Here is a 15,025-nt window from a genome sequence, read left to right as displayed (position 1 = left end):
GTTCGCGGCGTTTTGCTGTGCGGAGCGACCTCAGCGCAGCGCTGCGATCACCGCTGTCAGGCTGACCGTTGCTTCTGCGCCGCGCACAGTGGCAAACGCTTGCAGCCCTTGAGCCAGCGTGAACGTGTGTGGCCGCCCGGCAATGGGCAGCATCAGTAGCAGTGGGCGTTGTCCGTCGAAATTACGCAAGATCAGACTGTGCCCGGAGTCCGGATCGGTCAGTACCACATCGTCATCGACCCGTGACATCCACCAATGCCCGCATTCGTCCAGATCCAGATCCAGCAGGCAAGGTTCTGCCGTTTCAGCATCTGTAGCCTGTCGTCCATCGAGCACGATGCAGTCCAGGCGCTGGAAGGACGCTTGCGACAGCCGATAACCCGAGGTCTGCGCACCGTAAGCCAGCAGCAGCCTGGCGACGCCTTCGGGCAGCAATGGCTCGATCTCTGTCATGTCATCACCCACCTCAAGCGCCAGGACTTCGGCGTCGCGATGGGCATAACTGCCGGGCAGCCAGACGCCGTCGTTCGGGCCGGCGCTGAAAATCAACTGGTCGACCGGGTCGAACAGCATCGGCTGCTTCGACCCGCGCGTACCGAGAAATGCCGACCACTGTCCGTCACTGCGACCGGCCAGATCGAACAGCCGGTCAAGTTGCGGCAGGTAATACAGATAGCGTCCGGTTGCACTTGCCACTTGTACGACAGGCGCGTGGGCATGCCCGTGCAACAATGCTCGCAGGCGCGCACGTAACCCTTGATCGCTGTGCCCCGGCACATGAGACCAGCGATTTTCCACGCCTACGATCATTGCCGGCTGGTTATCCAGCAATTGCAGATGCACCCCATCAAGGGTCTGCGCGACCAGCCCTTCACCCTGGCGCCGCACCTCAGCAAAAGTCCATGACGTCCAGACATTTTCAGGCCTGTCGAGCGCCTGCGGTTTCAGCAAACGATGGTCCTCGGCAAACACTCCCCGCAGTGCTTCGATCGCCATCAGCGGCTGGCGATAAAGTTGTCCGGTGCTGATTTCAAGCAACCAGACCGCGCTGTTATCCGGGGTCAGACCGAGCAGCGCCAGCTCCTTGCCCTGACCGATATCAGCCACAGCGATTCTGCCATCGACACACCATGCCGCCAGGAACGCCTGACCTGCCACATCACGTAAACCGAAGATCGGCAACGGCAGCAACGGCGCTTTCGTGGCCAGCGCGGGCAATGCGCTCAACCAATCGGGATGTCGCTGCAGCCAACGCGGCCCGACACCGGCGAAGCGGAGAACCGACGGCTTAACGGCCTGATCGAGCCACGCCTCATCGCTTCTGTGGGCAAGGGAAGGTACCCCGTACTGAAACACAATCGCGTCGTCGATCGCTGCCGCTGCCGGCACGTCGACGATATCGATTTCGAACAGTCGGCCGTCCGCCTTGGTCGCGATGAAACGCTGATTGGTCTGAGTGACCTCCACCACATCGTGTTCGATCACCACATTCTGCCAATGCCCGACCCGGGGTTCGATGCCGCGGCTGATCGTCCGCTCCTGCGGGCTATAGAACAGCACTGCGTTGTTTTCAGGATTGGACGGCGTCAGCATCAACAAGTCCTCGGGCCAGGAACGGTCCTGCCCGGCCTGAATGCACTTGCCCGTCGCCTTGTTCAGCCAGGCCCGGTCGCGCAGCCGCAACCCGGCATAGCCTTCCACGACAATGAACGGAGCATAAGACCAGCCGCTGCTGCTGGCGGGCGTGTCTGGCGATTCGCGCCTGAACGGGGCATCGATTTGTCGAAGCGCTTCGCGCGGTTCGAACCGATAATCCTCTGCCGCAAAAGTGATCTTGCAAGCCGTCAGCTCCACCTTCTGAGCGGTAATCCGATACTCGATGGTGGTAGTGCCATGCAACGCTTCTGCCGTCAGCCTCTGCGCAATCCGCAGCGCACCATCGGCTTGTTGTTGGCAGCCAATGATCGTCGATCCCATACGCGGATTTTTCAGTCGGTAGAGATGCTGGACGGTGCCGGTCAGCACATCGACCCGCCATAGCGATGGATGATCGGGATGATAAAACCACGCATGGCCCGCGCTGACGCCTGCCAGAACCACGCCCTCGTTGACTTCCTGCGGCAGATTACGTGCGAACAGCACCCGATCCCGCGCAGTGTCGTAATAGCCGGTGGTCACCACTGGCTGGCCGGGCGAATTGAACGGCACTCTGAAGTTACGTAACGGCAAATACGCTGCGGTCAATTGCCCGCTTGTGACCTGAGCGCGCAGATAGCGCAGAACCGGCGCCGGGATGCCGCTGGCTGCCATGTTGGCGCTGCGCTGCTGATCCGCAGCTTCGTTTTCGTAGTCGAGAACAATACCGATCAGATGCAGGCTGCGGCCCGTCCAGTCGATCCGGAACAGCCCCTCGGCCAGCTCGATGACGCCGTCAAAACAATTCAACACCAGGCCATCGACCAGCATGTCAGGTGCGCTGTCGATGCTGTCCCGTGGCTTTTCCCGAAAGCTGACCTGTTCCACCCGGGCCCAGGACGCTTGCACCGTCCATGTCACCCGTTCCCAGCCCTGCGCTTGTTCGAAATTCACCGCCAGCAGGCCTGGCGCCAATCGAATCCGGTATTGCCCCTGCGGTGCGGTGATCCGGTAGGCAATCTTCTCGCGCCACTCTGGTGGCAGGTCCGGAACCACCAGTTGGCTGACCTCAGCGCTCAACTGCACCTTGATCGTCGTGGCCATGAAGACCGGATGCAGCTTGTAGAGTATGTGCGGCGCAAACGGCGTACTGAACAGGTAGAACACCCGGTTACCGAGCGCGTCATATTCCAGCTGATGTGCCAGGCGGTCATGCAACCGCGGATAGCGGGTCGTGGAAAAAGGCACGGCCCCGGCGCTGCCGAGCTGATATTCGTAGCCGTAGTAACAGACGGGTGAACAGGGCAGCACCAGCGCCTCGGGCAACGTCCCCCAGACGCTGCCGACAGCAGGCCGTTGAAAGGCTCTGGGGATGTTGATCGCGGCATGTCGCCTGGCTGGATCATCGTCGTACTGCGGCAGCTCCAGCGCCCTGCCTTTCCAGGGGTAAAACTTCTGCCCCTCGAACGCCACCCTTCTGCTGTGCAGATCCACCTCGGTTATCACGGCCAGTGCGGGGAACTGCAAGACCGCACCAGCGCGTTCGTAAGATTGCTGATAAGCGTCGTGAATCTGCGAGAGGTGCTCGCCAATGGCCGCAGCCTTGTCCATGATCTGCCCGAGATTGCTGGCAATCGCGGTCACCCCGATCCCCACGCCCAGTAGCGGCACGGCCAGCGCTGCGGCGAACGCGGCCACCGTTCCGCCCGCCGCCAGGGCGACAAGATCCAGACCCAGCGCCGCCGTGTTGAACGCCAGGGACGTGGAGAACCGCGCTCGCTGCTCATGATTCTCTGCCTGCGTCAGGTTGTAGATGTCGAAGCCGATATTGGCCACGGAAAATGCCACACCAACCCCCGTGGCGGCCTGTCCTGCCAGGCGTGCGGCGAATGAGCCCTGCTGCAACGCCCGCTCGGCCGCTGCTGCCTGACGCACCAGCTGGACGATCTGCACAGCATCGCTGGCGACACCAAAGCCCAGCTGTGCATAACTGACGTACACCTGGATCTGCAGAGCAACAGTCAGCGCCGGCACGGTATCGCCAGCGCGGTACTCGCGCTGGCGCATTTCACTGATCAGCGTCTGGATCGCAAAGGCAAAACTCAGCCGGCTGCCCCCGTCGTGGTCAGCCGTCTGCCCGGGCCTGGCCGCACCGCCCTGCACGAGTCGTTCGACGTATTGCCTGAGTTTCTGAAAGCGCGAATCGCGGGTGATCACCGTCAGGGGGTTTTGCGCATTGCGCGGATCGATCAGGGTAATGCTGTGGCCGCCGTCGGCGTTGCTCCTGAGGGTGTCGAGCAAGGGCACGTAATCACGCGCCACCTTGTGCTCACGGCGCAAGCGCTCGGTCGCCTGCTCGAACTCGCTGGCCCAGTAGCGTGCATCCAGTTGCGCGAGACTGGCGCCCAGTCGAGCGTTTTCGCCCAGAGATCGGGTGCGGGCCAGCGCTTGTTTGTGCCAGATCGACGCTCCCTGCGGATCGGCCAGTGCTGCGTTGTGCAGAAAACTGTCCACGCGCAGATCCGATGACAGCCTGCGTTCGGCGATCGCCGAGGTGTCCAGTTCGATCACGTTGAATGGCGCATTGGCCGCATCGCCCAGGCCATAAAGCTTCGCCAGCGCGTTATCGTCTGCGCTCAGATAATGCTCTACGCCACGCTGCAACTGCGCGCCATCGGCAAATCCGTAGAGAGCAAAGTTGGGGTCGTAGAAGCGATAGGCCGCGTGCTCACCGGTTCGCACTTTGGCCAGCAGCAGGGCGTGGTCGCCGGTGTCGAGCAGCAGCACCGCAGGTGCCGCACTGGCGTCAAGCGCAGCCATGATGCTGTCCATGCGTTGCACGCCGCGAGCGCTGCCGACCTCGCCGGTGGGCAAGGCGCGCAGTTCGTCCAGCGCACTGCGCAACGCCCGCGAGCCAAGTTCGTCGGGACTCGCGCCGGCGTTGGCGACATGCCCGACCAACGCCCGCTCCGCCGGCTCGCCAGTTGCAACGGCGGCGCCCATCAGCAGCGCCAGCGGATAACAGCGGCGCCCCGGGTCGCCTGCGTTGTGCTGCAACAGATCCTGCGGCAACTGCTTGACCGAAAGCGCGCCAGCCTTGAAAAAGACCTCACGCACCTGGCCGCTGCGCTGCAAGATCTGCGTGCGAAACTCCTGCCGGGCGCTGCGCTTGATCTGGCTGATACGCTCGCCCCACTGGCGCAGCGTCAGCGGCTCGGACATGGCTTGCACCTTGAGCTCGCGGGTCGTCGATGAGGCCGTCGGCAGGTCGCGTTCCAGCCCGTTCTCGAACGCCGCCGAGCGGCGCTGGCGCACGGCTTTTTCAATCGCATCGTAGCGCGCGAAAGTGCCGTCGCGGTCGGTGGCGATGGCCAGGTCGCGCACCTGTTGCCAGGTATCGGCGAACCCGCCATCGTCCACGCTCGTCGCGCCGAAAATCCCCCCGAGCACGACCCGCATCGCGGGGCTCAGTTGCTCCAGCGGCAGCGTTCCGTGGGCGATGCGGCTGAACAGTTCGTTGAGATGGCTGATGGAATCCGCACCACGGGAAGTCGGCACCACGACAGGTCCTTGCGCCAGCACCTGTTGGCGGGTGTCGAAGTCGATGACCACGGTTTGATCGAAGGTAACCTCCCCGCTCAGCTTGTCTCGCATCGCTCGAATGAACGGCTCGCCCAGATCATCCATCAAACGTTGCAGCACCGCGGTCAACAGCACCGGTTTGCCTTCGACAACGGGCCAGCCGCGCTCGAAGGTCAGGCTTCGATCGCTGAGCAGGTCGGACAAGCGTCCGGCATAACGGGATTTGAGCTTGCCCTCGGCCCAGCGGGCGTGTTCCATCTCCAGCCAGTCTTTTTCCGTGCCCCTGACGATCCAGCCGGAAATGGTTTCCTCTTCGGTATTGACGTTATAGCCCTCGCGCAGACGCTGTTGCGCCAGCACCTGACGAGTGAAATACGGATCGCAATTGGCTTCGATGTATTCATGCAATCCGGCGAGGGCCGCGCCCGGGCCGGTGAGCGCTACCGTACCCCCCGCGTCATTACGAATGCCGTCCTGGTAATAGCTGACAACCGCTTTGAGCAATTGGTAGGCATAAACTTCATTCCAGTTGGTGAAGTTCGACCTGACCAACATCTCTTCGATGACTGCCGCAGCGACCGTGGTCAGGGTTTCACTGTCGGCCCACCCGGATCCCGAGTTGGCCATGCGTCTTTCAACTTCAGTAAGCACGTCGTAATTAAGCCGAATGACTTGCATGATCGACATCGTCATGCCGCTGCCCGGCTGGGCGATGAAATGTGCATTCATTTCTTCGCCGATTTGCAGCCCCATGCGAAAGCCGTTCTCGCCGGCCTCCACGGTCTGTGGCGGCACGAACAGTTCAAGCACGTCCGGTTTGCTGCGAGCAAAATCCTCGAGAAGTTGTTTATGTTGTTCTGGGAGACTGCCGGTTCTGTCGGGGTAATGCTGTGGATCGCGTCCAGGCAGCAACTGCGAATTGTTGTTCAACAGAAGTTGAAGAACACCGATTTTCTGCGTCTGGCTGTAATCGCTGATATCGACACCGCCCAACTTGTCGAGCAATGGCGGCAGATAATCCATGTCGGTATAACGCCCGCCTTCACGAAGTTCCGCCTGCAAGCGCACTACATCGCTCGCCGCAGCGAAATTGCCACGCATCGACACTTCGCGACGGTAGACGTCCGCCAGCAAGTCATCGGCAAAAGCGTGAGATACATCGCGTAATTGCAGATCCGCGCCAACCATCGCCAGATGGCTGTCGAGGCAGCGCTGACGAAAAGCCTGCAGCGTCGCGCGGTCCTTGCCATAAGCACGCACCATCAGATCGATGCGCGCTTGATCGGCTCGCCCCTTCCACTTCGGCTGGCTGAGGTAGTCGAACATCTGCTGTTTCAACACCCGTGCGCGGTCTTCAATCATCGTCGCCAGTTGCCCGGCATGCTTGAGTGCAGCGCCACCGGACGTCATCGCATCAGCCCTGGCACTGTCGAGAATGACCCGGTTCATCTCGAAAGCCAGCAACGCATCGCTGTCGTACCAAAGGTTGAAGCGGTAACCCTCCGCCGCCATCACCTGGCGCCAGATATTCATGTAATCGCGCTGATTGACACCGACTTCGCTGCCGCCAACCCAAACGAAATGGATAACCTTCGGAACCGGCCGGGTCAGCCCCGACAACATTTCCACGGTCGTCGAAAGCCGTGACAGATAACGTTGCAGCCCGCGCGCAATGTCATCGACAGCCACCGGGACAGGGGTTTTCTTGCGTTTGAGCAGCGCTGCAAGTTGCTCTTGAAACAGGCTCGCCAGGGTCAACAACGACACCGGATCGGTCGTTTGACTGGCTTGCTGGTAACAGTCGTTAAGCGCTTGGTACTGCGCCGAGGCAGAGAACTCCCGTAACGCCCTCGAGATCACCGAATACTCTTGCGCAGATATGAACGCTCGCCCGAACGAATAATCGTTTTTCAAAGCCATTACACACTCCTTGTTTATTAAATGGCTCATTGACCGCGCACACTTTCGCGCCGCTGCAGAGCGGTAGATTGATTTGAACGACACTCGACAAGTGCTGTGAACACAGCACCCTAGTGGGCGAATACGCGCCACACAAACAACAAGGAATACAAAGCTTGTCACCGGCAATATCTGATAACACCGGAGCAGTACGCTGTAACGGCAGCGAAATAATTAGCGGACCGGCGCGACCGTCGGGCATAAAAAATGGCCCTGCCCTGTGGGACATGACCATTTGTTATTGCTGGTGGAAAACAATTGAAACTTCAATCGGACTTACAACCGCTCAAACTTTCCCAAGGCTGAAAATTGAATGAGCGGAAGTTTTTTCAGGACAGCGGTTTTTCACCATACCAACGCGGCGTGTAAACCCACTCACCGCCTCCGGCACGGGCGAAGGTGCAGGTGGTCGAAGAACCGATCAACACCATGGTGCGCATGTCCACCTGTTCCGGTGTCAATGCGCCCAGGGTCGTGGTGCGCAGCGTCTGCCCTGGCCGGCCGATGTCCCGACCAAGCACCACCGGTGTTTCAGGCGAGCGGTGCTGCGCAACGATCTCCAGCGCCCGGCCCAATTGCCACGGGCGCGCCCGGGAAATCGGGTTGTAGAACGCCAGGGCCAGATCCGCTTCGGCGGCCAGATCCAGACGCTTTTCGATGATCGACCACGGCTTGAGGTTGTCCGACAGTGACATCACGCAGAAGTCGTGGCCCAGCGGCGCACCGGCCTGAGCCGCAGTGGCCAGCGAGGCGGAAACGCCCGGGAGGATTTCCAGATCAACGCTGTGCCACGCCGGATCGTCCGATTCGTGCAGGGCTTCGAGCACCGCAGCGGCCATGGCGAATACGCCCGGGTCGCCCGAGGAAACCACGATCACCGAGCGGCCTGCGGCGGCGAGCCTGAAGGCATGGCGGGCACGCTGCATTTCTTCGCGATTGTCGGTGCAGTGCTGCACCTGATCATCGCGGAACGGGCCGGCCATGCGCACGTAGGTTTCATAGCCAAGCACATCGGTGGCGCGGGCCAGTTCGGCTTTCACCGCGGGCACCATCAGTTCGGCGGCGCCGGGGCCAAGGCCAATGACCGCGAGGCGACCACGCGGGCGGCCGATCTGCGCGATGTCCAGCGGTTGCTCGGCCATCGCGATCGCCAGATGTTCTGCGCTGATCACCTTCGCCGCAGGCACTGCAACCCGGGCCAATGCCTGGAGATCGTTTTGCGCTGCGACGAAGCGCAGCGGCACGCCCAACTCGAGCGCAGCCTCGCGCAGATTCGATGCGGCCATTTCAGCGTCTGCTGCCACCAGACACGCCAGTGCCGGCACGGCGACGCTGGCCTGTTGCAACGCAGCGCGAATGGCGTTCGGCAGATCCGCCACGTCAGCGCTCACTGCCACCGCCACACTGCGCGGGTAAATCAGCAATTCATCGGCGCTGGCCACCCGCTGCGCACTGCTCACATGAATCGACCGCTGCGCCTGCGGATCCTGCGGCAACTGCGCCTGATCCAGCCACGGCGCCGCGCCTTCGATGCGCACGCTGTGCCCGGCGAGCAGATCGGAAACGAAGCGTTTGCCCGATTCCAGATCAGCCAGTGCGTAGCCGCTTGGCGGATTGAGCAGGCAGGTGCCAAAGCGCAATTCGCCGCTGGTGGTGATCGCCGGCGCGACTTGCAGCGCCGCCGCAATCTCCCGGGCCATGACGTTGACCCCACCGAGTCCACCCAGCAATGGCACCACCGCGCTGCCGTCTTCGGCCACCGCCAGCACGGCGGGTTCGGCGCCTTTCTCCAGCAACAGCGGCGCCAAGGTGCGAATCACAATGCCGGCCGCGCACAGGGCAATGATCGGCGTGTCCTGCTGATACAACGCGCGCAGGGTCGCGCCGAATTCCTCATAGCGGCTGTCGGCGCCTTCAACCCGTCCGGCAAGGCCATGGACCTGCGCCGCCGGATAGACCTGCTGAATGCGCCGCGCCGTGGCGAGGCTGCCCTGGCCGAGAATGACGATGGCGGGAGTCGCTTGGTTCATCAACCTTGCCACCGTTCGCCCGGGACGATGATCAGCGAGAAGTACGGCGAGGACATCGGCTCGACCTGATCCATCGGCACGATCTTCTGGTTGGCCATGGTCGCGCGCTCGACATACAACGCGCGCTCGGCGAGGCCGAGTTCTTCCAGCACCTGACGCACCTTGGGAAAGTTGCGCCCCAGTTTCATGATCACCGCCGCATCGGCATCGGCCAGACGCCGCTTCAATTCTTCATGGGGCAGCACGCCGGAAAGCACCGACAGGCTCTGATTGCGATACACCAGCGGCGCGCCGAGCACCGAAGCGCCGCCGAGCATCGAGCACACGCCCGGCACCACTTCGGCCTCATAACGGCTGGCGAGACGATCATGCAAATACATGTAGGAGCCGTAGAAGAACGGGTCGCCTTCGCAGATCACCGCCACGTCGCGGCCGGCGTCCAGATGCTCGGCGACCGCCACAGCGGCTTCGTCGTAGAAATCGCTGATGACCTGTTCATACGACAGCGGTGCCGGCAACGCTTCGGTGGTCACCGGATACACCAGCGGCAGCAGATTCTGCGCCTCGACCAGATGCGCCTCGATGATGCCGAACGCATTGCCCTTCTTGCCCTTGGCCACGAAATAGGCGACCACCGGCGATTCGCGCAGCAGGCGCAAGGCTTTGACGGTGATCAGTTCCGGATCACCGGGGCCGACACCGAGGCCGATCAGACGTCCTTTGGCCTGCATCATTCGATCTCCGTGGCGAGGGCATTGACGGCGGCGGCGGCCATGGCACTGCCGCCCAGCCGGCCTTGCATGATCACGAACGGCACGCCGCGACTGTCGGCGGCCAGTGCCGCTTTCGACTCGGCAGCACCGACGAAGCCGACCGGGAAACCGAGGATCAGTGCCGGTTTCGGCGCGCCGGCGTCGAGCATTTCCAGCAAGTAGAACAGCGCGGTCGGTGCGTTGCCGATCACCACCACACTGCCTTCGAGGTGCGGGCGCCACAGCTCCAGCGCGGCGGCCGAGCGGGTGTTGCCCAGCTCACGAGCAAGCTCCGGCACGCTGTCGTCGCGCAAAGTGCAGATCACTTGGTTATGGGCCGGCAGACGCGTGCGGGTCACGCCTTCGGAGACCATCCGCGCGTCGCAGAGAATCGGCGCACCGGCCGCCAGTGCATCGCGCCCGGCCTTGCCCGCGCCTTCGGAAAATTGCAGACCGTCGACGGCCTCGACCATGCCGCAGGCGTGGATCACCCGCACCGCAAGTTTTTCCAGATCGGCGGGAATGCGCGCCAGATTGGCCTCGCGGCGAATGATCGCGAAGGAGTTGCGATAGATCTCCTGACCGTCGCGGATGTAATCAAGCATCAAGGGGGCTCCGGGAGCGGGCGTCGAGCAGGGTCGCGGCCGCTTCAATAGTAAGGTTGCAGGCGTGCAGCGTGCCGAATCCGGGCTGTGCTGCATCGCGAAAATAGAGGTCGTAATGACCGGGGGCGACGGCCAGCAGCGTGGCTGGCGCGCAATGGGCGGCGGCGCAGGAGCGCGAGCAGCCCGACAGGTGTACATTGAGTCCCGCTGGCAGCAGAGGTGCCAGTTGCCGGGCATCCTGCTTGGTGTCGGCCAGGCCTTTGCCGCAGCCATCGGCACCGGTGCAGGCGATCAGCCTTGTCAGTGGTTCGGCCTCGGTCGTCAGCAGGCCCAACGCCCGCAACTGCTCAAGCACGTTGTCGGTATCCGTGGCTTTCACGTTCGGCAGCAGCAGGCTCTGCCACGGCGTGAAGCGCAGACTGCCATCGCCAGACTGTCGGGCCAGTTGCGCCGCACCACGCAGCATCGCCGGATCAAGTCGGCCCAGTGGCGGCACCGCGCCGACGTAGCAGCGACCTTGCGTATTCTGCTGATGAGCGCCGATGTGCAGCGCGTCTGCCGACGCCGGGCGCTGCCAATTGCTGATTGCCTTGAGCGATACGCGCTCGCGCAACGATTCAAGAAAAGCGAGCCTGGGCAACTCGTCGAGCAGATGGCGCATGCGCGTCTGCTCGGGTTGGGCCAGGTCGAGGAACAGTTCCAGCGCGGCGACCACCAGCGCGTGAGCGTCGTCCTGGGTCACAGCGCCGAGAGGCCGATCGATCGGGCAACCGGCCAGACCGAATGCCCAGAGGACACCGCCGTCACGCTCGAATGCCGACAACCACAGATCATGCGGATGCTCGAGCATCGCCAGCGCTTCGCCGCCATCGAGCTGCACGGCGAACTTGGCGCTCAACTCATGGAAGCGCGGATGACTTTGCAAGGTGTCGAGGATTTGCCCTGCGAGCGGGCGCGTGTCGACCAGCATCTGCCGATCGATGCCGGCGGCCGGGCTGAGCATCAGATTGCGCACATCATCGCCGGCGGCGTTCTTTGGCCCGAGGCCAGCGGCCAGCAAGCGCTCGATCAACTCTGCAGATTGCGCACCGATGCCACGAATCTGCAGATTGCCGCGATTGGTCGCTTCGATCGCACCGCTCGCAAACGCTTCGGCGGCAGCGGCCACCGCATCGGCCTGATCCGCGCTGATCGAACCGCCATCAAGCTTGATCCGACAGATACCGCCGTCCAGTGCCTGGACGATACGCAGCAACCCCGGGCAGGCCGAGGGGCGTAAAGCGGTGGACATCGGGCGTTCGTTCAAGGGGCTGACCGGTTGCGTGGCAGAGGCGATTCGCGGGCGAAGGCGCGGTATTATGCCTGCTTTGTCCGGCGGCATGAAAAGTCTGCCCGTCGGAACGCCACGTTTGAGGAATATAGATGTCACCCTGGCTGACGATCGTGGGAATCGGTGAAGACGGCTTCAAGGGCCTGGGCAAGAACGCCCGGCGTGCTCTGCTGGGCGCTTCGCGGATCGTCGGCGGCCAGCGTCAGCTGGATCTGCTGCCGCCGTGCATCGGCGGCGAGCGGCAATTGTGGCCGAGTCCGTTTTCCCTCGCCCCGGTGCTCGAGTCGCGTGGCGAGCCGGTCTGCGTGCTGGCCAGCGGTGATCCGATGTTCTACGGCGTCGGTGCCAGCTTGGCGCGTCATGTGCCGAGCGCCGAGATGGCGATCATTCCCGCGCCTTCGTCCTGCGCATTGGCGGCGGCGCGCCTGGGCTGGCCGTTGCAAGAGGTGACGGTTGTGTCGCTGGTGGCGCGTCCGCTGGCGGCGCTCAATGCGCATCTGTTCAGCGGCGTGCGTCTGTTGTTGCTGAGCAATGACGGCAACAGCCCGGCCGCCGTTGCGCAATTGCTCCGCGAGCGTGGTTTCGGCCCAAGTCGCATGACTGTGCTAGAGCACCTGGGCGGTGCCGCCGAGCGGCGTATCGACCGCAGCGCCAGTGAATGGGACGACCTAGCGGTCGCCGACCTCAATGTCGTCGCTGTCGAGTGTCTGGCCGACTCCGGTGTTGCCGGCCTGTCGCGCCTCGCCGGTTTGCCCGATTCGGCGTTCCGTCACGATGGCCAGTTGACCAAGCGCGACGTGCGCGCCATCACCCTCGCCCGCCTGGCGCCGAAACCCGGCGAACTGCTCTGGGATGTCGGCGCCGGCAGCGGCTCGATCGGCATCGAGTGGATGCGTGCGCACCCGAGCTGTCGTGCCATGGCGGTCGAGGCCGACGAGGGCCGTCAGCAATTGATCGAACACAACCGCGATGCGCTGGGCGTACCCGGCCTGCAACTGATTCGTGGCAAGGCGCCGCAAGCACTGGATAACCTCGAACGGCCGGACGCTGTTTTTATCGGCGGCGGCGTCACCCGTGAGGGTGTATTCGAGACCTGCTGGGACCGGCTCAAGCCCGGCGGCCGTCTGGTGGCCAACGCCGTGACCCTGCAAAGCGAAGTCACCCTGATGCATTGGCGCGAACAATACGGCGGTGAGCTGACGCGCATCCATGTCGCCCAAGCGCAACCGCTTGGCGAGTTCGACACCTGGCGTCAGGCATTGCCGATCACCCTGCTGGAACTGGTCAAACCCCTCGATGCGTGACGAAACCGCCGAACAACCCGCGCCCCTGCGCAGCGGCCTCACCACCGGCAGCTGCGCCACCGCCACCAGCCTCGCCGCTGCGCGCCTGTTGCTCACCGGCATCGCTGCCGACGCGGTGCACATCACTTTGCCCAAGGGCAAACAGGTGCAGATGCGCCTGGAGTTCTGTCGCCTGAGCGCGGGCGGCGCCGAAGCCGGGACGATCAAGGATGCCGGCGATGACCCTGATGTCACCCACGGCGCCCTGCTTTACTCACAGGTGCGCCTGTCAGCCGAACCGGGAATTCGCTTCAACGCCGGTGTCGGCGTCGGCACGGTGACCCGACCCGGCCTGGTATTGGCCGTCGGCGAACCGGCGATCAATCCGGTGCCGCGCAAAATGATCAGCGATCACCTGGCCTTGCTCGCCGCCGAAACCGGTTACGGCGGCGGCTTCGAAGTCACAGTCAATGTCGAGGGCGGCGCCGAACTGGCGCTGAAAACCATGAACCCACGGCTGGGCATTCTTGGCGGCCTGTCGATCCTCGGCACCAGCGGCATCGTCCGGCCATTTTCCTGCGCCGCTTACATCGCCTCGATTCATCAGGGCATCGACGTAGCAAAAACCAACGGTTATCTGCACATCGCCGCGTGCACCGGCAACGCCAGCGAAGACACCATGCGCCGGGTCTATGACCTGCCGGAAATCGCCCTGATCGAGATGGGTGACTTTGTCGGCGCGGTGCTCAAGCATCTGCGCAAAGTGCCTGTGGATAAACTCAGCCTGTGCGGCGGCTTCGGCAAGATCAGCAAACTCGCCGCCGGGCATATGGATCTGCACTCACGGCATTCGAGCATCGACTTGCCGCAACTGGCCGAGTGGGCGGCGGCGATTGGCGCGGATGCGGCATTGCAACAAGGCATTCGCGAAGCCAATACCAGCCAACAAGCATTGGCCATGGCCAGCGCGGCGGGCATCGCTTTGGGGGATGAGGTTTGCCGCCATGCGTTGAATTTCGCCCGTAGCGTGGTGCCGGCAGAGGTGCAGGTCGAGGTGTTTGCCATTGATCGTCAAGGCGGGATTGTCGGGCATGCCGGAGGTTTTGCATGAAACGGATCCTATTGCTTGGCGGTGTGACTGAAGCGCTGGCGATTGCCCGCACGCTAGGCCCACAACATATCTACAGCCTCGCTGGCGTTGGCCGGGTGCCGAGCGATTTGCGCTGCCAGGTTCGGGTCGGCGGCTATGGCGGCGCTGAGGGTCTGGCGCAGTTCATCGCCGATGAAGGCGTCGATCTGCTGCTCGACGCCACGCATCCGTACGCCGCACAAATCAGCGCCAACGCCGCCCGCGCGGCACAGCTCGCCGGCATCCCCTGCTGGGCCTTGCGCCGGCCCGCCTGGCAACCGCAAGCAGGCGATGACTGGCGCGAGGTCAGTGACTGGGCCGAACTCATCGCCGCCCTGGAACCGTTCCACCGCCCGCTGTTCACCCTCGGCCGCGAACCGCTGCAACACCTCGACGAAATCCCGGCACACCAGTTCTGGACCCTGCGCGCCCTCGACGTCTATCCCGGCAACGCGCGCTGCGAAGTGATCGGCGCCCGTGGGCCGTTTCTGCTGGAAGACGAGCGCGCGCTGTTCGAGCGCAGGCAGATCGATGTGCTGATCAGCAAGAACAGCGGCAGCAGCGCGACTGAGCCGAAGCTCGAAGTGGCGCGCGAGCGTGGCGTGCCGGTGCTGGTGTTGAAGCGGCCGGGGTTGCCGGGGGTTGATCGGGAGTTTGAATCAGTCGCTGAAGTCCTCGCTGCCCTTTCCCACTGAATCGGCACGGCCCTTTGTGGGAGCG

Annotated in this window: 8 protein-coding genes; 3 read left to right on the top strand and 5 right to left on the bottom strand. The window is 63.2% G+C overall.

The genetic code is table 11. The features are described from left to right. Positions 1-30: 30 nt before the first annotated feature. The 5 genes from D8U70_RS11885 to cobG all read right to left on the bottom strand — a co-directional run bounded on the left by D8U70_RS11885 (position 31) and on the right by cobG (position 11,854). Positions 31-7,137 carry a TcdA/TcdB pore-forming domain-containing protein gene (locus D8U70_RS11885; protein WP_130928947.1) on the bottom strand — a complete coding sequence of 2,369 codons (7,107 nt, stop codon included), beginning with the start codon at positions 7,135-7,137 and terminating at the stop codon, positions 31-33. Positions 7,138-7,505: 368 nt separating this feature from the next. Further along, positions 7,506-9,206, bottom strand: a complete 1,701-nt coding sequence (cobJ, locus tag D8U70_RS11880) for a precorrin-3B C(17)-methyltransferase (protein WP_130928946.1) — start codon at positions 9,204-9,206, stop codon at positions 7,506-7,508. After that, positions 9,206-9,937 (bottom strand): precorrin-2 C(20)-methyltransferase, encoded by a 732-nt coding sequence (locus D8U70_RS11875; protein ID WP_039757046.1) that lies wholly within the window; start codon positions 9,935-9,937, stop codon positions 9,206-9,208. Before D8U70_RS11875 ends, cobJ begins: the two co-directional genes overlap by 1 nt. Then, entirely contained in the window at positions 9,937-10,563 is a 627-nt protein-coding gene (locus D8U70_RS11870; RefSeq protein ID WP_122707798.1) for a precorrin-8X methylmutase, read from the bottom strand. The genes D8U70_RS11875 and D8U70_RS11870 overlap by 1 nt, the downstream gene beginning before the upstream one ends. Beyond that, positions 10,556-11,854 (bottom strand): precorrin-3B synthase, encoded by a 1,299-nt coding sequence (gene cobG, locus D8U70_RS11865; protein ID WP_277751265.1) that lies wholly within the window; start codon positions 11,852-11,854, stop codon positions 10,556-10,558. Before cobG ends, D8U70_RS11870 begins: the two co-directional genes overlap by 8 nt. 131 nt (positions 11,855-11,985) lie before the next feature. On the opposite strand from cobG, the gene cbiE reads away from it, so the two are divergent. From cbiE to D8U70_RS11850, 3 genes are read left to right on the top strand one after another with little or no spacing between them, the layout of a single operon-like run. Further along, complete coding sequence (gene cbiE / locus D8U70_RS11860) at positions 11,986-13,197, top strand: precorrin-6y C5,15-methyltransferase (decarboxylating) subunit CbiE (protein WP_130928944.1); 1,212 nt, start codon at positions 11,986-11,988, stop codon at positions 13,195-13,197. Next, positions 13,190-14,287: a cobalt-precorrin-5B (C(1))-methyltransferase gene (locus D8U70_RS11855; protein ID WP_130928943.1), complete on the top strand. Its 1,098-nt coding sequence runs from the start codon at positions 13,190-13,192 to the stop codon at positions 14,285-14,287. The genes cbiE and D8U70_RS11855 overlap by 8 nt, the downstream gene beginning before the upstream one ends. Then, positions 14,284-15,000, top strand: coding sequence for a cobalt-precorrin-6A reductase (locus D8U70_RS11850; RefSeq protein WP_056787660.1), 717 nt, complete (start codon positions 14,284-14,286; stop codon positions 14,998-15,000). The genes D8U70_RS11855 and D8U70_RS11850 overlap by 4 nt, the downstream gene beginning before the upstream one ends. Positions 15,001-15,025 lie beyond the last annotated feature (25 nt).

This window comes from Pseudomonas sp. Sample_20 (assembly GCF_004307585.1).
GTDB lineage: Bacteria > Pseudomonadota > Gammaproteobacteria > Pseudomonadales > Pseudomonadaceae > Aquipseudomonas > Aquipseudomonas atacamensis.
Note: the sequence above shows the minus strand (reverse complement) of the source record. Positions and strands in the feature narration are given on the sequence as shown.